Annotated in this window: 27 protein-coding genes and 1 tRNA gene; 11 read left to right on the forward strand and 17 right to left on the reverse strand. The window is 57.9% G+C overall.

From position 1 onward, the window contains the following. Positions 1-76 precede the first annotated feature (76 nt). From L0Y14_RS08060 to rpoE, 6 genes are read right to left on the reverse strand one after another with little or no spacing between them, the layout of a single operon-like run. Positions 77-319 (reverse strand): glutaredoxin family protein, encoded by a 243-nt coding sequence (locus L0Y14_RS08060; RefSeq protein WP_040819266.1) that lies wholly within the window; start codon positions 317-319, stop codon positions 77-79. Further along, positions 316-1,746: a DegQ family serine endoprotease gene (locus tag L0Y14_RS08065; protein ID WP_005959061.1), complete on the reverse strand. Its 1,431-nt coding sequence runs from the start codon at positions 1,744-1,746 to the stop codon at positions 316-318. Before L0Y14_RS08065 ends, L0Y14_RS08060 begins: the two co-directional genes overlap by 4 nt. Positions 1,747-1,785: 39 nt before the next feature. Then, positions 1,786-2,256, reverse strand: a complete 471-nt coding sequence (locus tag L0Y14_RS08070; RefSeq protein ID WP_005959060.1) for a SoxR reducing system RseC family protein — start codon at positions 2,254-2,256, stop codon at positions 1,786-1,788. Further along, entirely contained in the window at positions 2,253-3,254 is a 1,002-nt protein-coding gene (locus tag L0Y14_RS08075) for a MucB/RseB C-terminal domain-containing protein (protein ID WP_006474413.1), read from the reverse strand. The genes L0Y14_RS08070 and L0Y14_RS08075 overlap by 4 nt, the downstream gene beginning before the upstream one ends. 43 nt (positions 3,255-3,297) lie before the next feature. Next, positions 3,298-3,864 (reverse strand): sigma-E factor negative regulatory protein, encoded by a 567-nt coding sequence (locus L0Y14_RS08080; protein ID WP_006474412.1) that lies wholly within the window; start codon positions 3,862-3,864, stop codon positions 3,298-3,300. Positions 3,865-3,878: 14 nt separating this feature from the next. Beyond that, positions 3,879-4,457 carry an RNA polymerase sigma factor RpoE gene (gene rpoE / locus L0Y14_RS08085; RefSeq protein ID WP_006474411.1) on the reverse strand — a complete coding sequence of 193 codons (579 nt, stop codon included), beginning with the start codon at positions 4,455-4,457 and terminating at the stop codon, positions 3,879-3,881. A 185-nt stretch (positions 4,458-4,642) separates the two neighbouring features. Here rpoE and nadB point away from each other — a divergent pair, with 185 nt between their 5' ends. From nadB to L0Y14_RS08105, 4 genes are all read left to right on the forward strand, one after another. Further along, a complete protein-coding gene (nadB, locus tag L0Y14_RS08090) occupies positions 4,643-6,271 on the forward strand; it encodes an L-aspartate oxidase (RefSeq protein ID WP_005959055.1) in 1,629 nt (542 codons plus the stop codon). Positions 6,272-6,414: 143 nt separating this feature from the next. After that, complete coding sequence (locus tag L0Y14_RS08095; RefSeq protein ID WP_081417688.1) at positions 6,415-6,828, forward strand: transposase; 414 nt, start codon at positions 6,415-6,417, stop codon at positions 6,826-6,828. A gap of 104 nt (positions 6,829-6,932) precedes the next feature. Further along, positions 6,933-7,946 carry a phosphotransferase gene (locus tag L0Y14_RS08100; RefSeq protein WP_006474410.1) on the forward strand — a complete coding sequence of 338 codons (1,014 nt, stop codon included), beginning with the start codon at positions 6,933-6,935 and terminating at the stop codon, positions 7,944-7,946. Next, a complete protein-coding gene (locus L0Y14_RS08105) occupies positions 7,913-8,848 on the forward strand; it encodes a 3'(2'),5'-bisphosphate nucleotidase CysQ family protein (protein WP_005959053.1) in 936 nt (311 codons plus the stop codon). The genes L0Y14_RS08100 and L0Y14_RS08105 overlap by 34 nt, the downstream gene beginning before the upstream one ends. Positions 8,849-8,908: 60 nt before the next feature. Here the strand turns inward: L0Y14_RS08105 and L0Y14_RS08110 are convergent. Further along, positions 8,909-8,999, reverse strand: a tRNA-Ser gene (locus tag L0Y14_RS08110). A 171-nt stretch (positions 9,000-9,170) separates the two neighbouring features. On the opposite strand from L0Y14_RS08110, the gene L0Y14_RS08115 reads away from it, so the two are divergent. Both L0Y14_RS08115 and L0Y14_RS08120 read left to right on the forward strand, forming a co-directional pair. Beyond that, a complete protein-coding gene (locus tag L0Y14_RS08115) occupies positions 9,171-9,839 on the forward strand; it encodes a Bax inhibitor-1/YccA family protein (protein WP_005959052.1) in 669 nt (222 codons plus the stop codon). A 72-nt stretch (positions 9,840-9,911) separates the two neighbouring features. Next, on the forward strand, positions 9,912-10,091 hold the full coding sequence (locus tag L0Y14_RS08120) for a hypothetical protein (RefSeq protein ID WP_005959051.1): 180 nt from the start codon (positions 9,912-9,914) through the stop codon (positions 10,089-10,091). Between the two features lie 41 nt (positions 10,092-10,132). Here L0Y14_RS08120 and serS read toward each other — a convergent pair whose 3' ends face one another. The 7 genes from serS to ald all read right to left on the reverse strand — a co-directional run bounded on the left by serS (position 10,133) and on the right by ald (position 17,724). Next, complete coding sequence (serS, locus tag L0Y14_RS08125) at positions 10,133-11,401, reverse strand: serine--tRNA ligase (RefSeq protein ID WP_005959050.1); 1,269 nt, start codon at positions 11,399-11,401, stop codon at positions 10,133-10,135. Between the two features lie 3 nt (positions 11,402-11,404). Beyond that, entirely contained in the window at positions 11,405-11,716 is a 312-nt protein-coding gene (locus L0Y14_RS08130) for a DUF190 domain-containing protein (RefSeq protein WP_005959049.1), read from the reverse strand. Then, the gene (crcB, locus tag L0Y14_RS08135) at positions 11,713-12,084 is read right to left on the reverse strand and encodes a fluoride efflux transporter CrcB (protein WP_005959048.1); all 372 of its coding nucleotides are present in this window, start codon (positions 12,082-12,084) and stop codon (positions 11,713-11,715) included. The genes L0Y14_RS08130 and crcB overlap by 4 nt, the downstream gene beginning before the upstream one ends. A 241-nt stretch (positions 12,085-12,325) precedes the next feature. Then, positions 12,326-13,654, reverse strand: a complete 1,329-nt coding sequence (locus L0Y14_RS08140) for a replication-associated recombination protein A (RefSeq protein ID WP_005959047.1) — start codon at positions 13,652-13,654, stop codon at positions 12,326-12,328. Continuing rightward, positions 13,651-14,292 carry an outer membrane lipoprotein periplasmic chaperone LolA gene (lolA, locus tag L0Y14_RS08145; RefSeq protein ID WP_006474408.1) on the reverse strand — a complete coding sequence of 214 codons (642 nt, stop codon included), beginning with the start codon at positions 14,290-14,292 and terminating at the stop codon, positions 13,651-13,653. Before lolA ends, L0Y14_RS08140 begins: the two co-directional genes overlap by 4 nt. A 1-nt stretch (position 14,293) precedes the next feature. Then, positions 14,294-16,552: a DNA translocase FtsK gene (locus L0Y14_RS08150; protein ID WP_240991621.1), complete on the reverse strand. Its 2,259-nt coding sequence runs from the start codon at positions 16,550-16,552 to the stop codon at positions 14,294-14,296. A gap of 83 nt (positions 16,553-16,635) precedes the next feature. Next, positions 16,636-17,724, reverse strand: coding sequence for an alanine dehydrogenase (ald, locus tag L0Y14_RS08155; RefSeq protein WP_251859167.1), 1,089 nt, complete (start codon positions 17,722-17,724; stop codon positions 16,636-16,638). 265 nt (positions 17,725-17,989) lie between these two features. Here ald and trxB point away from each other — a divergent pair, with 265 nt between their 5' ends. Next, the gene (trxB, locus tag L0Y14_RS08160) at positions 17,990-18,955 is read left to right on the forward strand and encodes a thioredoxin-disulfide reductase (protein WP_005959043.1); all 966 of its coding nucleotides are present in this window, start codon (positions 17,990-17,992) and stop codon (positions 18,953-18,955) included. 50 nt (positions 18,956-19,005) lie between these two features. On the opposite strand, the gene L0Y14_RS08165 is transcribed toward trxB, so the two are convergent. Then, positions 19,006-19,671, reverse strand: a complete 666-nt coding sequence (locus tag L0Y14_RS08165; protein ID WP_050799358.1) for a flagellar brake protein — start codon at positions 19,669-19,671, stop codon at positions 19,006-19,008. A 175-nt stretch (positions 19,672-19,846) separates the two neighbouring features. Here L0Y14_RS08165 and aat point away from each other — a divergent pair, with 175 nt between their 5' ends. The 3 genes from aat to infA all read left to right on the forward strand — a co-directional run bounded on the left by aat (position 19,847) and on the right by infA (position 21,669). Continuing rightward, entirely contained in the window at positions 19,847-20,563 is a 717-nt protein-coding gene (aat, locus tag L0Y14_RS08170; RefSeq protein WP_005959041.1) for a leucyl/phenylalanyl-tRNA--protein transferase, read from the forward strand. Then, entirely contained in the window at positions 20,560-21,312 is a 753-nt protein-coding gene (locus L0Y14_RS08175) for an arginyltransferase (RefSeq protein WP_005959040.1), read from the forward strand. The genes aat and L0Y14_RS08175 overlap by 4 nt, the downstream gene beginning before the upstream one ends. A 138-nt stretch (positions 21,313-21,450) precedes the next feature. Next, entirely contained in the window at positions 21,451-21,669 is a 219-nt protein-coding gene (gene infA / locus L0Y14_RS08180) for a translation initiation factor IF-1 (RefSeq protein ID WP_005959039.1), read from the forward strand. Between the two features lie 30 nt (positions 21,670-21,699). Here the strand turns inward: infA and clpA are convergent, their stop codons facing one another. Beyond that, a complete protein-coding gene (clpA, locus tag L0Y14_RS08185; protein WP_005959038.1) occupies positions 21,700-23,949 on the reverse strand; it encodes an ATP-dependent Clp protease ATP-binding subunit ClpA in 2,250 nt (749 codons plus the stop codon). A 24-nt stretch (positions 23,950-23,973) separates the two neighbouring features. Beyond that, on the reverse strand, positions 23,974-24,294 hold the full coding sequence (gene clpS / locus L0Y14_RS08190) for an ATP-dependent Clp protease adapter ClpS (RefSeq protein ID WP_006474402.1): 321 nt from the start codon (positions 24,292-24,294) through the stop codon (positions 23,974-23,976). Between the two features lie 325 nt (positions 24,295-24,619). On the opposite strand from clpS, the gene L0Y14_RS08195 reads away from it, so the two are divergent. After that, positions 24,620-24,829: a cold-shock protein gene (locus L0Y14_RS08195; RefSeq protein WP_006474401.1), complete on the forward strand. Its 210-nt coding sequence runs from the start codon at positions 24,620-24,622 to the stop codon at positions 24,827-24,829. The last annotated feature ends 103 nt before the right edge of the window (positions 24,830-24,932 follow it).

The raw sequence follows: 24,932 nt of genomic DNA on the forward strand, positions 1-24,932 counted from the left end.
GGAAAAAACGGAACTTGCCTGATTAGGCAAGTTCCGTCTGTCGGCGTACAACGCCGAAGCGGTCGATCATACCAAATCAACCGCCATTCAAATAGTTCCGCAACCCTATTTCATCCAGAAAGTACTCACTGAGCAGTTCACCATCGCTTCCCTCCAGCACTGGTACACGCGTGTCATAGCGGGCACGGAGGGCAGCATCGGCATCGATCTCCACCAGCTGCAGCTGAAAGCTATCCGCCCCATCTATGGACTGTAGCTGTGTCAGCATATCCTCACACAGATGACAGCCGGGGCGGATATAAAGGGTCAGCTGCCTCATTCCGCCGGCATGCGTAGCGCCAAAAAGATCGGTCCGCTACGGCGGTGAACCAGCACTGCCACGGTCTTGTTGGCTGGCAGTTCTGCCACCAGCTGGTTGAACTGCTGTACACTCTCGACCTTGCGCTCGTTGATCATCAGGATCACATCCCCCTCCTGAATACCGGCAACCCGAGCGGCCTCGCCAGTTACCGAATCGACCATCACCCCCTGATAGGGCGGTACTGCCAGCTCACTGCGCTGCTCACGGCTCAGATCGGAGACCATCAGCCCGAGACGATTCGACATCACCTTGGGCGCATGGGTCTCGGCCAGCTCGATCGCATCTTCCGCGGGCAGCTCACCGATCTGGACCATTACCTCGAGGGTGCGACCGCCGCGCTGCACGGTCACAGCCACAGGGCGATCAATCGGGCTAGCGCCCACCAGCGGCGGCAGATCTGAGGAGCTCTTCAGCTTGGTGCCGTTATAGCTGAGGATCACGTCGCCCACCTGCAGGCCCGCTTTGGAAGCGGGGCTGCCGGGCAGTACCCGTGCAACCAGAGCGCCTTGGGGGTGTTGCATGCCAAAGCTCTCGGCCAGATCGCGGGTAACATCCTGGATCAACACCCCGAGCCAGCCGCGACTGACCCGACCTTTGCTCTTCAGCTGCTCGGCTACGTTCATCGCCACCTCGATGGGGATGGCAAAAGACAGTCCCATGAAACCACCAGAGCGGCTGTAGATCTGTGAGTTGACCCCCACCACCTCGCCATCCAGGTTGATCAGCGGGCCGCCGGAGTTACCCGGATTGATCGCCACGTCGGTCTGGATAAAAGGTACATAGTTCTCGCTCGGCAGGTTGCGCCCCTTAGCGCTGACGATGCCGGCGGTGACCGAGTGATCGAAGCCAAACGGTGTGCCGATCGCCAGCACCCACTCGCCTACTTTGAGCTTTTCGGCACTGCCGGTCTTCACCACCGGCAGATCCTCCGCCTCGATCTTGATCAGTGCGATATCGCTGCGCTCGTCGCTGCCGATCACCCGCGCGCTGAACTCACGGCGGTCATTCATACGCACGATGATCTCATCCGCACCGGCGACCACATGATTGTTGGTGAGGATGAAACCATCGGGGGAGATAATGAAACCCGAGCCCAGCGACTGCTGCTCCCGCTCCTGATCCGGCAGGTCGAAGCCATGTTCACCGAAGAAACGTCGCAGCAGCTCACCAAAAGGACTGTTCTCTGGAATATCAGGGATGTTGAAGCGCTCCATCTGCCGCCGGATGCTCTGCTGCTGACGAGTGCTGATGTTGACCACCGCCGGCGCATTCTGCTCAACAAGCTCGGTAAAGTCAGGCAGGCTTCTCGCCTGTAGCGGGGCGGTAAAGAGCAATACAAGGAGAAGAAACGGAACTGTGGATACCGTTCGCTGCATAAAACTCATTGGTAACTCCTGGAGGTTATTCGATTCGGATCGTGGGGCTCAGCCCAATCTGATCGGATGGGAATACGCTGAACGCAAGATCTCCGGCTCATACAGTGCGTCAGTTCGATGCCGACTGGCGAAGCCTCTTGCACCGATCAACCCGGCTATCAGTCCCAGTAGACCGCCGATAATGCTGCCGAGTTCCCCTTGACCTATTTCCATCCAGCGAACCAGTTCCAGGCCCGCAATGGCACACAGGATGAGTGTAAATATCGGCAGCAGGTAGGAGACCAAAGAGGCACGGAGCAGAGCCCGCTCATCGAGACCGATCACCACCTGCTGGCCTGCCTTTGCCTCGATTGGATTGCGCACCCGAAGCTGCGGATGACGACGTTTGAAGAAGCCAGCGATCACCGAGGTGCCACAACTCGATCCGGCCTGGCAGTTCCCGCAAGCCGCCTGCTGCTGGGTCTCCACCAGAGCATAGTCGCCATCACAGGTGATGACTCTGGCAGACTCCTCGATCATGGCGATTCGGCAGCGTTGTAGCGCATCGCCTCGACCACACTCAACAGGGTGATCGCCGGCACTTCGCCCACTGCGGTGATCTGGTGATCAGCACGCCGCCCACCCCAAGCGTTGATCGCACCCAGACGTGATGCGCCCTCCAGCGCCCCCCCCTCGCCTGCCGCTTCGATGAAGATGGAGAGAGAGGCTAGCCCGTCACTTAACACATAGTGGTCGATTACACCGCCATTAGCGGTGTCTGGCACCCTGGAACGGCTGGTCACCACAAAACCGGCGGGCAAGGATTCAAAGTGCCACTGAGGCCTGTCCGACTCTATTTCACTCCGTGGCAGGTCTGATTTACGGATGGTGATGCCACGCTGTTTGTTGGATTCGTCGATGTTCCACTCGGCGACACCGATCTCGAGGCTGGTGAACATGGTCTGTTCCAGCGCCTGCCCCTGCTCATCCATCAGGTCCGACTTGAGTGGCAGGGCGCTCTCCTGATCGAGATAGAAACGATAGCCGTAGCGGTAGTCATCCCGTGGGATGATCGCCACCACCTTCGACTGATGGCCCGCAATCCGGGCCGTGCCGAGGGTACGAAATGCGTAGTGAGGGGTGAGTTTGTCGAGGTCTTGGGGTAGCAGATCGAGAAACTTGTTGCTGGGTGGGCGCTTATCGATGGAGATTTGCTGGCTCTCGGGGCGAACGCAGGTGATTGAGCGTTTATCGCGAATCACCTCCCGCGGGGCACCGTTGAGTGAGATCAGATGCTCCCTGATCTGGCCATCCTCTACTGCATGCACCACCCGGATACTCTCCAGCTGGTTGTCGTGCAAATAGATGAATGTGCCCTGATAGTTCAGAGCGCGTACCGCGGTCATCATCCGTTCCAGCCATCGGGCGGCCTCCCGCTCTTTCTCGGCCGTTGCGGCCAATCCTGTGGTCAGGTTCAGCGCCAGCAGGACACCAAAAAAAATCTGTGCAGCGATGCCCGCTGGACGACCTATCTGCATGCCTCTCCACTCCAACACGACAAACCTGTCGAATAACGGTTGATCATTTGGCCACGTCATAACTGACAAAGGTGGCGTAAGGCATGATGCCTTTCATGGTGTTGGCCGGAGCGTACTCCTGATGATTGACCAGATAACTATTGAGTTTGGTCTCAACGTCGGGGCGGGCCAGCAGCTCCCAGCGGGTGCCCCCAGATTGGCTATAGATGGTCTCTACCGGTGGCTTTTTCACCGCCACCGTGGGGGAGAGTGTGGCGACCGGATCATCATTGATCAGCTGTGGGACCATAGTGACCGCAACCAGCGCCACTGAGGCGGCGATGGCAGTACCTGCCACCGGTTTCAGCCAGGACGCCGGGCGGCGTTTGACCATTCCCGGCGCAATGATGGTAGGTTCACGCTCCAGGCTGGCGCTGATGGCGCTTGCCAGATCCGGCTGCACCAGCGAACCCAGTTCCTGACGCATCGCATCGCCTATTAGATGATAACGGGCCCAGGCCTGTTGCTCTGACGGTGTTTCAAGCAGCCGACCGATGTGCCGGCTGATTTCGTGTTCGCTTAGCTCGTCATCCACCAGTGCAGATACTTTTTCGCGTTCTTGTTCGCTCATCTCACCACCCGTGCTTATGGGTTAATCAACGGTTGTAACCGTTTGTCTATCGCCTCTCGCGCCCGGAAGATACGGGATCTCACAGTTCCCACCGGGCAGGACATCGCCTCAGCGATCTCCTCGTAACTCATGCCTTCCAGTTCACGCAGGATGATGGCAGTGCGCAGGTCTTGCGGAAGCGCGTCGATGGCATCCTGAACGGCGGCACTGATCTCGCTGCTGAGCAGATGATTTTCCGGTGTGCCGTACTCTTTCAGACGATGCCCCTCATCCAGCTGTTCGGCGATCTCGGGCTCCACATCCCCACTCGGCGGGCGACGACTCTGGGCAACGAGGTGGTTCTTTGCGGTATTAATCGCAATCCGGTACAGCCAAGTGTAGAAAGCGCTGTCACCACGAAATCTAGGGAGCGCCCGGTAGGCCTTAATAAAAGCCTCCTGGGTAACGTCCAGCACCTCGTGTGGATCCCGAATGTAACGGGAGATCAGATTCGCGATCTTCTGCTGATACTTGAGCACCAACAGGTCAAATGCCTTTTTGTCGCCCTTCTGCACACGGATGACCAGTTCCTGATCCACTTGTCGCTCGCCCATCCGGGCCCTACCCTCCCTCATGACCTGACACGTCCCTGCGCTCAGTCTGATTGACACTCCAGATTCTGAATAGTTCGCCGCATCTACCGGTAGATTAATTCTGTTCTACAAGCCCTTGATTTAGGCTAGGATGCGGCGATGCAATGCGAGTCGCATTATCGCTGTAATAGTAGGCCTCCGCAATCATGTCCACCGACCATCAGCACGACGTTTTGATCATCGGCAGCGGTGCTGCCGGTCTTTCCCTGGCGCTGCGTCTGCACCCTGATCTGAAAGTCGCGGTAATCTCCAAACGCCAACTCGAAGAGGGCAGCACATTCTATGCCCAGGGGGGCATCTCTGCGGTGCTAGACGAGGAGGATACCCTCTCCTCCCATGTGGAGGACACCCTTAACGCCGGCGCCGGGCTCTGCGAAGAGAAGACGGTTCAACTGGTGGTGGAACAGGGCCCGGAGAATATCCGCTGGCTGATGGAAAACGGTGCCAAGTTCACCCGTGACGACAACTCGGCCAGTAGCGGCGGCTACCATCTGACTCGTGAAGGGGGGCACTCCCACCGGCGGGTGATCCACGCCGCAGATGCCACCGGCCGCGAGGTGGAGACCACCCTCGAGGCCCAGGTGATGGCGCGCGCCAACGTGGAGCTGTTCGAATACCATATCGCCATCGACCTGATCACCAACCGCAAGCGCCGCCAGAGCGGCGTCAACCGCTGTGTGGGAGCCTACATTCTTAACCAGAAACAGGGCCGGGTTAAGACCTTCCGCGCCCGTTTTGTAGTGATCGCCTCCGGTGGCGCGAGCAAGGTCTACCTCTACACCAGTAATCCGGACGTCTCTACCGGCGACGGCATCGCCATGGCCTGGCGCGCTGGCTGTCGGGTCGCCAACATGGAGTTCATCCAGTTTCACCCCACCTGCCTCTACCATCCCGAGGCACGTAACTTTCTGATCAGCGAGGCGGTGCGCGGTGAAGGGGGCCGGCTGTTGCTGCCCAACGGGGAGCGTTTCATGCAGCGCTTCGACCGGCGCGGAGAACTCGCCCCGCGAGATATCGTCGCCCGCGCCATCGACCATGAGATGAAACGTATCGGCGCCGAATGCCTGTTCCTCGATATCAGCCACAAGCCGGCTGAGTTCATCACCGAACACTTCCCCACCATCTACCAGCGCTGCCGCGACTTGGGGATCGACATCACCCGCGAACCGATTCCGGTGGTGCCCGCCGCCCACTACACCTGCGGTGGCATCTACACCGATCATCACGCGCAGACCGATCTGCCGGGGCTCTACGCTATCGGTGAAACTGCCTACACCGGCCTGCATGGCGCTAATCGGATGGCCAGCAACTCGCTGCTTGAGTGCCTAGTGTTTGCCGGGCAGGCCGCCAAAGATATTAGCGAACAGGCAGACCAGGTAGAGATACCCGGTGAGTTGCCTCACTGGGACGAGAGCCGGGTGACCGACTCTGATGAAGAGGTGGTGGTGGCCCATAACTGGGATGAACTGCGCCGCTTCATGTGGGACTACGTGGGCATAGTCCGCTCCAACAAGCGCCTGGAGCGAGCCAAACGTCGGGTCGACATGTTGCGCATGGAGATTGGTGAATACTACAGCAACTTTCGTGTTACCAATGACCTGCTGGAGCTGCGCAACCTGGTGGAAGTGGCCGATCTGATCATCCGCTCGGCGCAGATGCGCCGCGAAAGCCGTGGCCTCCACTACACTCTCGACTTTCCGCGCACCGACGACCTGGCCCAACGCCATCCGACAGTGCTGATCCCAGACAACTACTCTCCCAGGACGCTGCCCTGACGGAATTCGAATTCCGGGGTGGAATTCCGGGGACAGTATACCTATTCCCAGAAGACGCTGATGCAGTAGCATAGACCACCGATTTTTTACAGGCCATTCAGGGAGGAACAGCATGGCAAGGATTGCCCGAGTGGTATTGTCTGATGCCCAACCATGTCCACCTCGTGTTGACCCCAAACACAGAGAGCGGCTTGCGAACCGCTTTGGCTGAGGCCCATCGCCGTTACACCCGGCGTGTCAATTTTCGATATGGCTGGCGGGGTCACCTCTGGCAGAAGCGGTTCCACTCTTTCCCCATGAATGAAACGCATCTTGCGGCGGCGATTCGATATGTCGAGTTGAACCCCGTGCGTGCGATTGTGTCCGGACTGGGCAAATTACCCACCGAGCCTGCTCAGGATGACGTGGAATACATCCGGGTTCATACACGCACCGGCCGCCCACTGGGTGACGCGCCGTTTATCCAGGCAGCTGAGTCACTGACTTGCCGGATTTTGACGCCACAAAAGCCGGGTAGAAAACCGGGGAGCCATTCCGCTGCAGTGAATGGGAAATAAGTATACTGTCCCCGGAATTTCACCCGGAATTCCAATGTAACCATTGATTGAAGCCGTATCCGCTCAGGGTATGATTGCCCATATTCCCTAATTAGCGTTAATTCATGGATTCATACGTACGCCGCATCATCCTCAATGCCACCAGCGCCGATGATCTGTTCGAAGGCGGTTCAATTCAAAGTCTGTGGAGTGGTTACGGTAGTATCGACCGCTACGGCCTGATCGGTTCGAAACTGAACACCGTGGTGGTCAAACACGTACGGTTACCGGATCAGAGCAGACACCCGCGTGGCTGGAATACCGATCGATCCCACCAACGCAAACTGCACTCCTATCAGGTAGAAACCGCCTGGTACGAACATTGGGCCGCACGCTGTGATGATCACTGCCGTATCCCCCATTGTCTGGCCCTGGAACATCACGACGATGAAGTGTTGATGGTGCTGGAAGATCTGGACGGCAGCGGTTACCCGGCCCGCAAGGGCAGCGTTACCGAGGCCGAAATGATCCGCTGCCTGAGCTGGCTTGCCCACTTCCATGCCACCTTCATGGACGAGAAACCGGAAGGGCTGTGGGACATAGGCACCTATTGGCACCTGGACACCCGCCCCGATGAACTGGCCACCATGGAGGAGGGTGAACTAAAGCAAGCTGCAGAGGTTCTGGACCGGACCCTGAACGAGGCCCCCTTCCAAACCTTTGTGCATGGCGATGCCAAGCTGGCCAATTTCTGTTTCTCGCCGGACGGAACCCAGGTCGCGGCAGTGGACTTTCAATACGTGGGCAGCGGTTGTGGCATGAAAGATGTAGCCTATTTCATCGGTAGCTGCCTTAACGAACACGAATGCGAACACAGGGAGGAATCCCTGCTCAACGCCTACTTCGCTGTCCTGAAACAGGCCCTGGCTCTGCACCATCCCCGGATCGATGCTGCGGCTGTGGAAGCGGTCTGGCGGCCCTTGTATAGCGTGGCCTGGACCGATTTCTATCGTTTCCTCAAAGGCTGGAGTCCCGGCCACTGGAAAATTCACAGTTACAGCGAACGCCTCGCCCATGAGGTGGTGAGCCAATTACAGGACACCCCATGCTCTTCAGCAATGATCAACTCTACGAACTGAGCCAACTGGCCTTCAGCGCAGCCCATGCCGCAGGTCATATCATCAAAACCCACCGACAAACCGAGATCCAGGTTCACCACAAAGAGACTGGCACCAGCACCGCTGGTCAGGTGGTCACTGAAGTGGACCACAAGGCTCAAGCCGCTATTTTGGAGATACTAGAACCCAGCTGTGCTGAATATGATCTCGCTTTGCTCACGGAGGAATCCCCCGATGACGGTCAACGCCAGAAAAAACCCGCTTTCTGGTGTATCGATCCCCTGGACGGCACGCTGGCCTTCATCAACAACACCCCCGGCTTTTCCGTCTCTATTGCCCTGGTGGCTCGGAATGGCGACCCGCTGATCGGTGTGGCGTATGACCCGGTGGAGCAAGCCCTGTTTCATGCCATCCGTGGCCAGGGGGCATACAAAAATGGACACCCCATACAGATCCCTGACCTGGACCCGAAACAGCCCCTAATCCTGAGTATCGACTTCAGTTTTCAGTCACATCCCTGGCTGGAACATACCCGGACTGGTTTACATGACATCGCCCGGCAACTGGGCCTGAACGGCTCCGATATTCAGTTTCGCACTGGTGGTGTAATGAATGCCTGCGGCATCCTCGAAGACCCCAATATCTGCTACTTTAAATACCCCCGCAGCGACAATAGCGGTGGCAGTTTATGGGACTATGCTGCTACCGCCTGCCTGTTCCATGAGGCTGGGGCCGTGGCCTCCGACATATACGGCCGACCCATGGATCTCAACCGACCGGATTCCACCTTCATGAACCATCGCGGGCTGTTGTATGCGGGTAACCATGCTCTGGCCGACCACATCATTGCGCTACACCACAGTGTGCTGTTACATCGCAAGGCCGGCAGACTTTCAGAAAATGCTCAGACAAACTTCCAGTAAACGGTGCTAAGTGTTACCAAATAACACATCATCACGCACTAATGAGTTATGCTTATTGAGTGGCGGAGAGGCAGGGATTCGAACCCTGGGTGGGCTACAAACCCACGCCGGTTTTCAAGACCGGTGCATTCAACCGCTCTGCCACCTCTCCAAGAGCGCGCTAGGATACCTGAAATCGACTTGAAAATGCCAGTCGAAACTCTATTTTCATCGTGTTGATCTTTGGCTGGATAGATGTATCCTTGCGGAACCGAAACGGATATCCAGTGTCTTATATACAACCTATTGATTTGCTGGCATTTACCCAGGAGGCAAAGCCGACATGAACCAGATTGATTTCACCTCTACCCGTACCCAGGAATCGGTACTGGCGAGTAATAAGGTGCTGAAGAACACCTATATGCTGCTCTCTGCCACACTGGCATTCAGCGCAGTCATGGCCGGCATCTCGATGTTCATCGCGATGCCGCCGATGACCTACATGGTCTCTGTCATCGTCGCCATGGTGCTCGGCATCTTCGTGCTGCCCCGTACCGCCAACTCCTCCGCCGGTATCGGCGTAATCTTTGTGATCACCGGTCTGATGGGTTTTGGACTGGGCGCCATCCTCTCCATCTACGCCGCACTGCCAAAAGGCCCTGAAATCATCACCACCGCTTTCGGCGGCACCGGCGTGATCTTCCTCGGTCTCTCCGGCTATGCACTGACCACCCGCAAGAACTTCAGCTTCATGGGGGGCTTCCTGTTTGCCGGCATGATGGTTGTGGTGATCGCAATGCTGGCCAATATCTTCCTCGCGATGCCTGCCCTCTCGCTGGCGCTCTCTGCCGGTATCATCCTGCTGATGAGCGGTTTCATCCTGTTCGACACCAGCCGCATCATCCACGGCGGTGAGACCAACTACATCATGGCCACCTATGGCATCTACATCAGCATCTTCAACATCTTCATTAGCCTGCTGCATCTGCTCGGCGTGATGAGTGATGACTGATCAGACCCTTGTCTGACGGCAAACCCCGGCCTGATGCCGGGGTTTTTTTATATCTGCTGAGGAGAAAGATCGATGGACTGGATGAAGATTCTGGCCGCCGCTGCAATGGTGATGATGCTGTTTGCGATGTGGCCCGCCTACAAACACTGGAGCCAGAACGGCCCCAAGGCAGAGAAAGGCGACTGGATGGCGGTGCTGCTGCCGATCGGTGCCGTGATTGGCTTTGTGATCCTGCTGATGGCGATAGTCTGAAGCCTAGCGGCCCCGCCAGTGCCGGGACCGCTTTCCCCTGATCAGATTACCTCGATGCCGCCCATGTAGGGACGTAACGCCTCGGGTACCCTGACCCTGCCTTCCGCATCCTGATAGTTCTCCATCACCGCCACCAGGGTACGACCGACCGCCAGGCCGGAGCCGTTTACAGTGTGTACTAGTTCCGGCTTGCCAGTTTCGGGATTGCGCCAGCGCGCCTGCAGCCGGCGTGCCTGAAAATCCACGAAATTGGAGCAGGAGGAGATCTCCCGATATTTGCCCTGCCCCGGCAGCCAAACTTCCAGATCGTAGGTCTTGGTGGCGGAGAAACCGATATCCCCGGTACAGAGGGTCACTACCCGGTAGGGCAGCTCCAGCTTCTGCAGGATCGCCTCGGCATGCGAGGTGAGCTGCTCCAGCGCATCGAAGGAATCTTCGGCCCGGACTATCTGCACCAGCTCTACCTTCTCAAACTGATGCTGGCGGATCATGCCACGGGTGTCCTTGCCGTAGGAGCCCGCCTCGGAGCGGAAACAAGGCGTGTGGGCCACATAGCGGCGTGGCATCTCGTCGGCGTCGATGATTACATCACGCACCAGGTTGGTGAGCGGTACCTCGGCGGTGGGGATCAGATAGTACTCATGCTCGCCCTGCAGCTTAAACAGCTCCTCTTCGAACTTGGGCAGCTGACCGGTGCCACGCAGGCTGTCGCTATTGACCAGATAGGGCACATAGGCCTCGGTGTAGCCGTGCTGGATGTGGGTATCGAGCATCAGTTGGATCAGCGCCCGGTGCATGCGCGCCAGCGGGCCTGACATCACGGTGAAGCGCGAGCCGGTCAGCTTGGCCGCCGCCTCTGCATCCAGCAGCCCGTTTTCGATGCCTAGATCCACATGATCTTTTGCTTCGAAGTCGAACTGTGGCGGCTCACCCCAGCGACGCTCCTCTCGATTATCCTCCTCATCTTTGCCATCGGGCACCGACTCATGGGGGATATTGGGGATGCCGAGGGTGATCGCGCCCAGCTCAGCCTGGACCTGGTTCAGCGCCTCCTGGGTCTGCTTCAGCCGGTCTCCCAGTGACGCCACCTCGGCCAGTAGCGGCTGGATATCCTCGCCTGCCGCCTTCGCCTTGCCGATCGACTTGGAGTGGCTGTTGCGCTGATTCTGCAGCTCCTGGGCTGCAACCTGCAGCGACTTACGCTGCGCCTCCAGCGTAGTGATCTTATCCGTGTCGAGTTGAAAGCCGCGTCGCGCCAGTTGCGCCGCGACACTCTCCAGATCGTTTCTTAACAGACGAGGGTCCAGCATCGTTTATTCACCCATATTCAAACTTGCGGGCCAGCTCACCACATGGCCCGGTTCCACAATCTTGTTGAGATCCTCGAGGATCCCCTCCACCTTGTCCGTGCGGTCAAAGAACTCCACCACCAGCGGCAGATCCAATGAGACATCGATCAGTGATGAAGTATGCATGCGCCCCGAGGCACCGATACCAGCGATACCACGAAACGCAGTGATACCGCGCACCTTCTCCTCCGCATGCAGAAAGTGCATCAGCCGCTGCATCTGGTGATCACCCTCGGTGAGGTAGACCCGCACCATGGTAACGCTCTCTTGTTTCATAACTGTCTTCCCAGGGTCAATCCCAGCCAGCAGGCTGCGAGACAGGCGATAACGCTGATCAGCACATTCAACATCGCCTTCAGATAGTCCGCCTGCTCCAGCAGATTGAGGGTCTCGATGGAGAAGGTGGAGAAGGTGGTAAAGGCGCCGAGCAGACCGACCAGTAGCGCCGCACGCAGCTCCGGCCCGACACTAGCACGCTCCAGCAGGTAGACGTAGAGAAAGCCCATCAACAGCGAGCCGATGAGATTCACCGCCAGGGTGCCGAAGGGAAAAGCCCGGCCAAGCAGCCCATAAACCCCGCTGGAGACCCAGAACCGGAACAGCGCTCCTACTGCGCCTCCGGCTGCGATGGCGATCATCTGCATCAGAATTCCGAGTCTCTAGAATGATAAACCGCCGCATTCTACACCCATCGCAGCGGGCCGTGAAACGCGGCAGGATGCAGTGAAATCGCTGCAGCCCACAACGATTGAAATAGCCTGCTGTGAATGATAACGGGGCCTTCGTTGGCCAGCTTCGAACAGGCAGGTTGTAGCCCGCCTTCAGACGGACAGGTCAGGCTGAACGACAGACAGACGCCCCATCCTCTTTCGATCCACTTGTCACTCAACCAGCGCCCTGCTCCCGGTCGAGTCGCTTGAGGAATTCGAGCTTCTCACCAATCTTGATCTCCATGCCGCGATCGACTGGACGGTAGAAGCAGCTTCCTTCCAGCCTCTCCGGAAAGTAGTTTTCAGCGGCGGCGTAGGCGTGGGGTTCATCGTGGGCATAGCGGTAGGCCTTGCCGTAATCGAGTTCCTTCATCAGTTTGGTGGGGGCGTTACGCAGATGCAGCGGTACCTCCAGAGAGCCTGACTTCTTCGCCACCGACAGGGCCTGCTTCCAGGCCATGTAGACCGCATTGCTCTTGGGGGCACAAGCCAGGTAGACCACCGCCTGGGCGATCACCAGCTCCCCCTCCGGGCTGCCGAGGCGCTCCTGGGCCTGCCAGGCGTTGAGCGCGATCTCCAGCGCGCGCGGGTCGGCGTTACCTATATCCTCCGAGGCCATGCGCACCACCCGCCGGGCGATGTAGAGTGGATCGCAGCCACCGTCGATCATTCGCGCCAGCCAGTAGAGGGCCGCATCGGGGGCCGAGCCGCGCACCGATTTGTGTAGTGCCGAGATCTGATCGTAGAAGGCCTCACCACCCTTGTCGAAGCGACGCAGGGTGCCGCTGGCCACTTCGCCGATCAGCTCGACGCCGATCTCCCCTTGCTCTGCCAGATCGGCGGCAATCTCCAGCAGGTTGAGAGCACGCCGCGCATCGCCATCCGCCGCCTCGGCCAGCAATCTACGTGCTTCAGGAGTGATGCCGAGGCCGCTCCCGCCGAGCCCCCGCTCACTATCCTGCAGCGCCTGCTCGATGATCTGTTCGAGCTCCTCTCCCGCTAACGCCCTCAGCACATAGGTGCGGGCGCGGGAGAGCAACGCGTTGTTGAGCTCGAAGGAGGGGTTCTCGGTGGTGGCACCGATGAACACTAGGGTGCCATCCTCCACATGCGGCAGAAAGGCATCCTGCTGGGACTTGTTGAAGCGGTGCACCTCGTCGATGAAGAGCAGCGTCGGGCGGCTCTCCTGCTGTCGTGCGAGCCTTGCCTGCTCCACCGCGGCACGGATCTCCTTGACCCCGGAAAGCACTGCCGAGAGGCTGAGAAACTGCACCCCGGAGTGACGTGCGATGAGCCGCGCCAGGGTGGTCTTGCCGGTGCCCGGCGGACCCCAGAAGATCATCGAGTGGAGGTGGTCGGACTCGATTGCCCGCTGCAGCGGCTTGCCTGTGCCGACGATATGTTGCTGGCCGCTGAATTCCGCCAGAGAACGCGGCCGCATCCGGTCCGCCAGCGGCCGGCCGGCGATCGCCCCGGCCTGAAACAGATCCGCTGACTGGCTCATAGGTCGCCGATCATGTCGATCCCATCCGGTGGATCAAAGACAAACAACTCATGTTCCAGGGCGGGGTTACGCTGCAGATTGGAGAAACGGAAGCGGGTGATCTGACCAAAGCTGTCGATCATTTCCATCTGCACCAGCTGGTTCTGTTTCAGCCCCAGTTTGACCTGATCGATCTCCACATCCTTCTGTTTCGGCTTCAGGCTAAGCCAGTCGATGCCGTCTTTTTGGCCCAGCTCCGTGATGGCAAAGTGCCGCTCGATCGGCCCGGTATCGCTGAGCAGCTGCGCCGGCGTGCCCTTCAGCGCCGCCTGCTGATCCCGGTGGGAGACCTGCTCCAACTCCCTGTCGTGCAGCCAGATGCGGTTGCCGTCAGCAATGATCAGCTGGCGGCTTGGCGCGTCATACTGCCAGCGGAAGCGCCCGGGACGCTGCAGATAGAGGATGCCACTGGTGATATAGATCTGGTCGCTATCGGGCTGGCGCAGAGTCTGTACGAACTCCGCTTGCAGGGTAATCAGATTGGACAGAAACTGCCGCAGCTGTTTCACGCCGGTAGCGCCATCGGCTTCTGTTGCCAATGAAGGCTGAGCGAATCCACTCAGCAGGAGCATCAGCAGCAGGCTAAAAAATCGGGTCATCTCAATCCTCCACGGGTGGCGGCGCGATCACTTCGCGACTGCCGTTGGTCTCGGCTGGGCTGATGATACCGATGCGCTCCATCTCTTCGATCATTCGCGCCGCCCGGTTATAGCCGATCTTCAGGCGCCGTTGCACCCCGGAGATGGAGGCGCGGCGGGTCTCGGTGACGATCTTCACCGCCTCGTCGAAGAGTGGATCAGAACTCTCGACATCGCCATTACCCTCAGCCGGGAAGCCAGGTACCGATTCGGTCGGCTCCTGCAGGATCTCCTCCAAATATTCGGGGGCACCGTTCGCCTTCAGATGATCGACCACCCGATGCACCTCATTGTCATCCACAAACGCGCCATGCATGCGCTGCGGAATGTTGCTGCCGGGGCCCATATAGAGCATGTCACCATAACCCAGTAAATGTTCCGCCCCCATCTGGTCGAGGATGGTGCGCGAATCGATCCGTGAGGAGACCTGAAACGCTACCCGGGTCGGGATGTTGGCCTTGATCAGGCCGGTGATCACGTCCACCGAGGGGCGCTGGGTGGCCAGCACCAGGTGGATGCCGGAGGCCCGCGCCTTCTGCGCCAGCCGTGCGATCAGCTCCTCGACCTTCTTGCGTGCCACCATCATCATGTCGGCCAACTCGTCGATAATGACCACGATGTAGGGCAAGGGTTCCAGGGTCGGGTGGGCCATCGCCTCGATCACTGCGTCAGACTTGGGCTGGAACAGCGGATCTTTGAGCGGCTCACCCTTCTTGATCGCCTCGCTGGCCTTGCGGTTGAAGCCGGTGATATTGCGCACCCCAAGCGCCGCCATCAGCCGGTAGCGCCGCTCCATCTCACCGACACACCAGCGCAGCGCATTGCCCGCCTCCTGCATGTCGGTGACCACCGGGGTCAGCAGATGGGGGATGCCCTCGTAGACCGACAGCTCGAGCATCTTCGGATCGACCATAATCATGCGTACTTCGCTCGGCTTGGCCTTGTAGAGCAGGCTCAGGATCATCGCGTTGATCGCCACCGATTTGCCCGAGCCGGTGGTGCCGGCGATCAGGGCATGGGGCATCTTGCCCAGATCGGCCACCATCGGATGGCCGGCGATATCCTTGCCCAGCGCCAGGGTCAGCTTCGACTTGCTCTTCTCGTAGACCTCGGAGCGCAGCACCTCGCTGAGGAAGACTGTCTCGCGGTTTTCGTTAGGAATCTCCAGACCGACTACCGACTTGCCGGGGATCACCTCCACCACCCGCACCGAGATCAGTGAGAGGGCGCGGGCCAGATCTTTCGACAGCCCGGTGATTTTGCTCGCCTTGGTGCCCGGCGCCAGTTGCAGCTCGAACAGGGTGACCACCGGTCCTGGATGGACCGCCACCACCTCCGCCTCGACACTGAAATCGCGAAGCTTCAGCTCCACCTGGCGCGATAGCAGCTGCAGCGCCTCCTTGGAGTAACCTTGCTCTGAGTGCTTGGCCGGCTCGAGCAGCGACAACGGCGGCAGTTCGCTGTTCGGGTCTACATCGAACAGCGGCACCTGCCGCTCCTTCTCAGCCCGCGCACTGATCTTCACGGATTTGATCACCGGCTCGATCTTCGGCAGCTTGCGTTTCTCAGTCCGCTTCTTCTCCTTTTTAACGCTCTTTGACCGCTCCTTGCGCAGCCGCTTGGCCGCACGCCGCTCACGCCAACCCGACAGACTGCTGAGAATACGCTGCAGCCCATCGAGTACCAGTGCGCCGATCCACTCCATTACCGTCAGCCAGGAGAGACCGGTGAAGAGGGTAAAACCGCTGAGAAACAGTGCCAGCAGCAACAGACTGCTGCCGGAGCGGCTGAATACCGCCTCGAAATAGTGGCCGAGAGAATTGCCCAGCACCCCGCCGGTTCCGGAGGGCAACCACTGCCCCAGATGGGCGGCATGGAGTTGTGTCAGGGCACTACCCGCCGCCAGGGTGATCAGAAAGCCAATCCAACGGAACGCCAGTAGGTTGAGATTGGGTTTGGCGTCCAGATCCCGTTTGCGGAAAATCCAGACCGCACTCCAGGCGAGCATCAGCGGAAACAGATAGGCAAAGAAACCAAATAGATAGAAGAAGACATCAGCAAACCAGGCCCCCACCGGGCCACCGGAGTTTTTCACCTGATTTGAGGGGCCGATATAAGACCAGCCGGGATCGCTCGAATCGTAGCTTCCCAGAGAGAGCAGCAGATAGCCGCTCAGGCAGATCAGCCCCCACAGAGCCGCCTCACGAAGCGCCCGATGCATATGTTCAGAGAAGGCCGAACGATCACTCGCCCCCTGTGGCTTTGCCTGCACGATTCCCCCAATTAACCAGGATAATTATGATTTTATACGATTTTTTTAGTTTGTTTTCTAAGATACTGATCGCGCAACACAGGATAGATTAGTTCACCGCCACTCAGATTGAGTGCCTCGCCAAGAACCGGATCGTCACGCCATTGGCCGCTTGCTAGACGCTGCAGGTAGGGGATCATCGCCGCTGAGAGGGCCTGGGAGGCGCTCTTCGGCACTGCCCCCGGCATGTTGGCGACACCAAAGTGGGTCACCCCCTCCTCTACATAGGTCGGTTCCTCATAGGTGGTGGGACGAATCGTCTCGATACAGCCGCCCTGGTCCACCGAGATATCGACCACTACGCTACCCGGCTGCATCTGCCCCACCAGCTCCCGCGAGACCAAGTGTGGTGTCTGTGCGCCCGGGATCAACACCGCTCCGATCAACAGATCGGCCGTCGCAACCGCTTCGGCCAGGCTCTCCTGATAAGGATAGAGTGCGGTGACATTCGCTCCCAGCTCACGCATCGCCTCCATCCGCGTGCGCTGGGTGTCGAAGATGGTGACTTCTGCCCCCAGTGCCGCCGCCATACGGGCGGCGTTGCCACCGGCCTGTCCGGCACCGAGGATCACCACCCGGCCTCGCTGCGCCGCCGGCAGGCCGCCGAGCAGCAGCCCTTTGCCTCCTTCTGGTCGCCACAACAGATGGCTGCCCGCCTGCACCGCGATGCGGCCGGCGATGTCACTCATCGGTGCCAGAATCGGCAAACCACCACCATCGGCGAGGGTTTCGAAAGCAATAGCGGTCACCCCAGAGGCCAGCAAGCTGTGGGTCAGCGCTTCATTGGCTGCAAGATGGAGGAAACAGAACAGGGTCTGATCTGCACGCAACATCTGCGGTTCGGGGCCATAGGGCTCCTTGACCTTGATCACCAGTTCCGCCCAGTCGTAGATCGCTACTGCATCGGGCAGGATCCCGACCCCAAGCTTGGTATAGGCGCTGTCAGGATAGCCGCTCGCCTCCCCTGCCCCCTGCTGCACGCGGACCTGGTGGCCGACCGCGATCAAGTCGGCACAGGCCTCCGGAATTAGACCAACTCGGCCTTCAAGTGGCTTTATTTCTGTAGGTATTGCAATGCGCATGGTAATTCAATACTAACTTGAACTTGCGAACATAACCCGCGCAAGTGAAACAGATTTTTGAGGCCAATTCACAGATAACTTGTGAGTATTTTTCTCATGCACGATCCTTTACCCACCGCAGATCATTACGTAACATCCATCAATTATCTTCGTCGGGTTGAAACGCCGCACTTTGTCCCATGCTGATGAGAGCAAATCCTTGGGCGGCTCACGATCCATTCCGATACCCCGGCAATGTCCGGGTCAAAATCTGGAGTAAGTATACATGAGCGAAACCAAGCATTGTCGCCTGTTGATTCTGGGATCTGGCCCTGCGGGTTATACGGCCGCAGTCTATGCCGCCCGCGCCAATCTGCAGCCGGTACTGGTAACCGGCATGGAACAGGGTGGCCAGCTGATGACTACCACTGAGGTCGACAACTGGCCCGGCGATCATGCCGGCGTGCAGGGTCCGGATCTGATGGATCGCATGCGCCAGCATGCGGAGCGATTCGACACCGAGATCATCTTCGATCACATCAACAAGGCCGACCTAAGCAAGCGCCCCTTCGAACTGACTGGTGATCAGGCCACCTACACCTGTGACGCCCTGATCATCTCTACCGGCGCCTCAGCCCGTTACCTAGGTCTGGAGTCGGAACAAGCATTTCGCGGCCGCGGCGTCTCCGCCTGCGCCACCTGCGACGGCTTCTTCTACAAAAATCAGAAGGTGGCGGTAATCGGCGGTGGTAATACCGCGGTGGAAGAGGCGCTCTACCTCTCCAACATCGCCTCTGAAGTGGTGGTGGTGCACCGGCGCGAGCAGTTCCGCTCCGAGAAGATCCTCTCCGATCAACTACGCAAGAAGGCGGAAGATGGCAATGTCACCCTCGAGCTGAATGCTGTTCTCGATGAGGTACTGGGCGATCAGACCGGCGTTACCGGCATGCGCATTAAGAACGTAAAGGATGGCAGCACCAAGGATATCGACCTGCAGGGTGTCTTCATCGCCATCGGCCACAGCCCCAACACCACCCTATTCGATGGCCAGCTTGATATGACCAATGGCTACCTCAAGGTCGAAGGCGGCATGGAGGGCAATGCCACCCAGTGCAGTATTTCCGGCGTGTTTGCTGCTGGGGACGTGCAGGATCATGTCTATCGCCAGGCAATCACCTCTGCCGGCACCGGCTGTATGGCGGCGCTCGATGCCGAGCGCTTCCTGGATGCGTTGGAGGCCGAAAAGGGCTGATCGAAAGCAGATAACAAAGGCTGTATAACCTGCTGTAATTACGGCCTTTGTTATCGTTCAGTAGTGATTTGACTCAGGACGTATGCGCAGAGCAACAGCTGCTGAAAGCGGTTCACTCCCTTGAACTGCACACCATGCACAAACTGACTACCCTGCCCCTCCAACTCAAACTCTCGCAGGTTTTTTATCTCGCCCATGATCTGCATGCTGTCCGAACCATTGCAGACATCGATATTTAGCTGGATCTGGATCATATCCCCTATCGATCCAATAGGTTTCTTGGTAATCAAACGCGCCCCACTATTGCTAAGATCGGCAATCTTTGCGGCTAGATGGTTCTCTGACGTGTCAGCCACATTGGTGTTGCGGACCTTGGTATCCAAGGTCGTCGAAACTCTTGGCGCATTGCGCACCACGGCACTTGCCACATCTTCCGGATAGGCGAGATGCAGATGCGGATAGGGCCGTGCCGCTGCGTGCATAACCCGTGAGACGAAGCCAAAGACATTGCTGCCCTGAAGCACACGGACGGTAAAATTCTGCCCCTCCCGAACCAGGATCGCCTTTCCCTGTTTTCTAGGGGTAGTGATAACCAAAGATTCATTGGGAAGATAACCAATCAGCTTCACCCCATATCGGTCGGGGATATCACTAGGTGGTGCATGCTGAAGCTGCAGCGTATCGCCAATCTGCAGGGTTCTGATAATGTCAGACAAGGGTTCTCTCCAAGCACCAGATTGAGGGCCTTTTTCTCTGTTGTTGGGCCCGATAGTCAAGGGGAAACAGGGTCTTTACGGCAGCAGATGATGCGAATTTTTCCCTACATACACAAGAGAAAATTTCACTGCTGAGTTACTGTTGCATTGAGATCTGAGCGCTCAACTACTACTGATGATCTTTAAGCTGGATAACAATTCTTACGCACCTTTCCCCGATGTCTCGCTGGCAGAGACAGAACCGGATGGTCTGCTCGCGCTGGGCGGGGATCTCTCCCCCGAACGTCTGATGAACGCCTATCGAAGCGGTATATTTCCCTGGTATGGTCCAGACGACCCGATCCTCTGGTGGTCCCCCGACCCGCGTATGGTGCTCTACCCGGAGAAGCTGAAGATCTCTCGCAGCCTGCGCAAGCGGCTCGCCAGAAAAGAGTTCCAGATCAGCTTCGACCGACAGTTTGAGGCGGTCATCCGCGCCTGTGCTGAACCCCGCACCACATCGCCCGGTACCTGGCTGGCCGAGGAGATGATTCAGGCCTATATCGAGTGTCACCGGCGGGCACTGGCCCACTCCGTAGAAGTATGGCAGGGAGAGATGCTGGTCGGTGGACTCTATGGTATCGCCATCGGTGCGGTCTTCTTCGGAGAGTCGATGTTCAGCCGGGTCTCCGATGCATCCAAGTGCGCCCTGGTGGGGCTTACCCAGCAGCTGACAGCCTGGGGGTTCGAGTTGATCGATTGCCAGGTCTACACTTCCCATCTGGCCTCACTGGGGGCGGAGACGATCCCCCGCAAGCGCTTCAGTCAAGCACTGGATCAGGGCTGCATACTGCCTGACCGAGCGGAAAGTTGGGCTAATGTTCCCATGTTCTTTCCGCGGACTCAGCTATGATAGACGATCCAACATTCCCCTCTAACCCGGCACTGGCACTCTATCTGAGTCAGCCCCATGACTGCTCCTATCTGCCGGGTCGGCAAACCCGCACGCTTTTTTTGGACCCGGCAGCGCAGATCGATCAGCCGATCTATCAGGCTCTTATCGATCGGGGGTACCGGCGCAGCGGCCGCTTTCTCTATCAGCCAGCCTGCCCCGACTGCTCTGCCTGCATCTCGCTGCGGCTTCCGGTCAGGGACTTTCAGCCAACCCGCAGCCAGCGCCGCTGCTGGAAACGCAATGCAGGACGGTTTTGTATCACTGCCCGCCCGCCACAGCTGGAGAGTGAGCAGTTCGTCCTCTACCAAAAGTATCTCGCGCAGCGGCATCCAGGCAGCAGTATGGACTACAGCAATCCGGATCAATATATCGAGTTTCTCCACAGCGAGTGGGGTGAGACCCGCTTTTACGAGTTTCGTCTTGGTGACCAGCTTGCCGCTGTGGTCGTCACTGATCATCTGCCTGACGGACTCTCCTCCGTCTACACTTTCTTCGACCCTGATCTGCAGGCGGACGGTATCGGCATCTTCGCCCTGCTCTGGCAGATCGAGCATGCTCGCCAACTGGGGTTGAAGTGGGTCTATCCCGGCTTTTGGATCAGAGATTGCCGAAAGATGCGCTACAAATCGGAGTTTCGCCCCCTGGAGGCCTGGTCTGGCCAGGGCTGGGTTCGCTTCGCACCTGGTGAGCCCTTACTGGCAGATTAACCCACTGCCGTTCAATCTCCTATGAATGGGCCCTTTTCTGCTGCAGATGCTGTGGTACAATCCCCGGCTTCAACAAACCGGCGACTTCAGCAGATACGCTGTAGTCAGGTCAGACCGGGATAATTTTCAGGTAGCAGAATGGCGAAAGAAGACTTTATCGAGATGGAAGGCACGGTGACCGAGACCCTGCCCAACACAATGTTCCGCGTCGAGCTGGAGAATGGCCATGTGGTCACCGCTCATATCTCGGGCAAGATGCGCAAACACTATATCCGCATCCTCACCGGCGACAAGGTTACCGTTCAGCTAACCCCTTACGACCTGAGCAAAGGCCGCATCACCTACCGCGCCCGCTAAGCCGCTCCCGCCTCAGGTGGAGCACTGGAATCAGTGCACCGCCTCCTCCAGCACTTTGAGACTCAGCTCTCCATCGACTAGCTCGATGGTGACTGTGCCGCCTGTGGCGAGGGAACCAAACAGAAGCTCCTCTGCTAGTGGTTTTTTGATCTCATCCTGGATCAACCGCGCCATCGGCCGTGCGCCCATCTTCTCATCGTAACCACGCTCTGCTAGCCAGGCGCGTGCCTCGACGTCGACCTGCAGCGCCACCCCTTTCTCTTGTAGCTGCCCCTCCAGCTCGAAGATGAACTTGTCGACCACCTTGACAATATGCTCTGGCAACAGTGCTGAAAACTGAATGATGCTGTCGAGACGGTTGCGGAACTCCGGCGTGAACTGCTTCTTGATCGCCTCCAAACCGTCACTGGAGTGATCCTGTCGAGTGAAGCCGATCGACCGCCGGCTCATATCCGAGGCACCCGCGTTGGTGGTCAGCACGATCACCACGTTGCGGAAGTCAGCTTTGCGGCCATTGTTGTCGGTCAGGGTACCGTGGTCCATCACCTGCAACAGCAGGTTGAAGATATCTGGGTGTGCCTTTTCGATCTCATCCAGCAGTAGTACCGAGTGGGGGTGTTTATTGATCTCTTCAGTGAGCAGCCCACCCTGATCAAAACCGACATAGCCGGGAGGTGCGCCAATCAGACGCGAGACCGCATGCCGTTCCATATACTCCGACATGTCAAAACGAATCAGTTCCATGCCCATGATGCGCGCCAGCTGGCGTGTCACCTCGGTCTTGCCGACGCCGGTGGGGCCAGCAAACAAGAATGAACCCACCGGACGCCCCTCCCGCAGGAGCCCGGAGCGGTTCATGCGGATTGCGGCGGTCAGCGCCTCGATTGCGTCATCCTGGCCATAGACTACCATCTGCAGATCCCGCGAGAGATTGCGCAGCGCTTCAGTATCGCTGGCAGAGACCTTTTTAGGAGGGATCCGCGCAATCTTGGCGACGATCGCTTCAATCTCATCCACACCGATCAACTTCTTGCGCTCCTCAGGCGGTTGCAGATGCACATTGGCCCCCGCCTCGTCGATCACATCAATCGCTTTGTCCGGCAGGTGTCGATCGTTGATGTATTTTTCTGAGAGCGTCGCGGCGCTCTGCAGGGCCCCCTGCGTGTATTCGATCTCGTGGTGCTCCTCGAAACGGGACTTCAGCCCCTTGAGGATCTCCACTGTCTCCTCCACTGAGGGTTCTTCCACATCGATCTTCTGGAAGCGTCGTGCCAGGGCCCGATCTTTTTCAAAGATGCCGCGAAACTCCTGATAGGTGGTTGAGCCGATGCAGCGCAGCTCACCCGAGGCAAGCACAGGCTTGATCAGGTTAGAGGCATCCATCACCCCCCCGGAGGCAGAACCGGCGCCGATGATGGTATGGATCTCGTCAATAAAGAGAATCGAATCGGGCTGCTTGCGAAACTCCGCCAGCACTGCCTTGAGCCGCTTCTCGAAATCGCCGCGATATTTGGTGCCCGCCACCAGACTGCCAAGATCGAGTGCATAGATCGTCGCATCAGCCAGTACCTCCGGCACCTGCTCCTCGACGATCATCTTCGCCAGCCCCTCGGCAATCGCCGTCTTGCCGACACCGGCTTCGCCCACCAGCAGCGGATTGTTTTTGCGCCGTCGGCAGAGGATCTGGATGGTACGTTCGATCTCTGCCCGCCGCCCGATCAGCGGATCGATCTTGCCCGCTTCTGCCAGCTTGTTGAGATTGGTGGCATAAGTTTCCAGAGCGCTCGGCTGAGAATCAGCCTGTGGCTGCTCTGTAAGGTCGAGTGAGTCGTCATGCTCCTCTTCATCCTGCTTGGAGAGGCCGTGAGAGATATAGTTGATGACGTCGAGACGGGTAATGTCCTGCTGATCGAGGAAGAACAGGGCCTGGGAGTCCTGCTCGCTGAAGAGGGCAACCAGCACATTGGCGCCACTGACCTCTTTTTTGCCCGAGGACTGAACGTGGAATACGGCCCGCTGCAGCACCCGTTGGAAGCCGAGGGTAGGCTGGGTATCACGCTCCTCTCCCTCAGGGATAAGCGGCGTTGAACCGTCCACAAAGGCGCTGATCTCTTCGCGCAGTTGCTCCAGATCCGCATCACAGGCCCGCAGAACCTCACAAGCCGCAGGATTCTCCAGCAACGCCAGCAGCAGGTGATCTACGGTTATAAATTCATGCCGTTTCTCTTTTGCACGAATAAATGCCTGATTTAACGTAAATTCGAGTTCTTTACTTAACATCTTTTGGCCTTGATCTGGTGGCTGCTATATCTGCTCCATGGTGCAGAGCAGTGGATGCTGGTTGCTACGGGCGTAGTCGTTGACCTGTGTTATCTTGGTCTCGGCCACATCCCGAGTGAAGACACCGCAAACTCCTACCCCACGGGTATGCACATGCAGCATCACCCGAGTGGCTTTCTCCCGATCCATCTTGAAGAACGACTCTAATACCTGTACCACGAACTCCATTGGCGTGTAGTCGTCATTCAGCAGTATCACCCGGAACAGCGCTGGCTGCTTGAGCTTTGGTTTGCTTTCTTCAACAGCCAAACCGTCATCAGATTGATTTTGTTTTCTCTCAGTCATAACAGTGATTCTAGCAGGGCCCGGTGGGCAAAAAACATTACCTCTCACCGGTTTTAACATAGCGCTAACCGAATCTGAAAGCGGAGTGCAATTTTGTCCAAAAGTGTGCCGGAATAGCCCAGATGGTAATAAGTTGACCAGTAATTTCACAACACTATACTTAACCTCACGGTGGTCGATAAACTCTCCGTCAGAGAGAGTGGCTATCGGAGATTGATGTACCAGGTTGTAACCCGAGCCGTCAGACGCTTCCCGGCTTTCATGTCGGAGCTTGCAAACAACAAATAACTGTCTGATTTCCGGGAAAAATGTGAGGAGTTTTGATATGTCCACTGGAGTCGTTAAATGGTTTAACAACGCAAAAGGATATGGTTTTGTAACCCCAGACGATGGTGATGTGGATATTTTTGTCCACTTTTCATCCATTACGATGGAGGGATACAAAACGCTTAAGGAAGGCCAGAAGGTCGAATTTGAGATCAATCAGGGACCAAAAGGTCTGCACGCTGTCAATATCCAGCACGTATCTCAATAGACTAGCACCTCCAAACCGAGCCAAATAGAGACCCGATGGAATGCTCACTTCCATCGGGTCTCTTCATGCCTGGCATTCAGATCGCAACGATGACCGCCCCAAT

It is taken from the genome of Candidatus Endoriftia persephonae, from assembly GCF_023733635.1.
Taxonomy (GTDB): domain Bacteria; phylum Pseudomonadota; class Gammaproteobacteria; order Chromatiales; family Chromatiaceae; genus Endoriftia; species Endoriftia persephonae.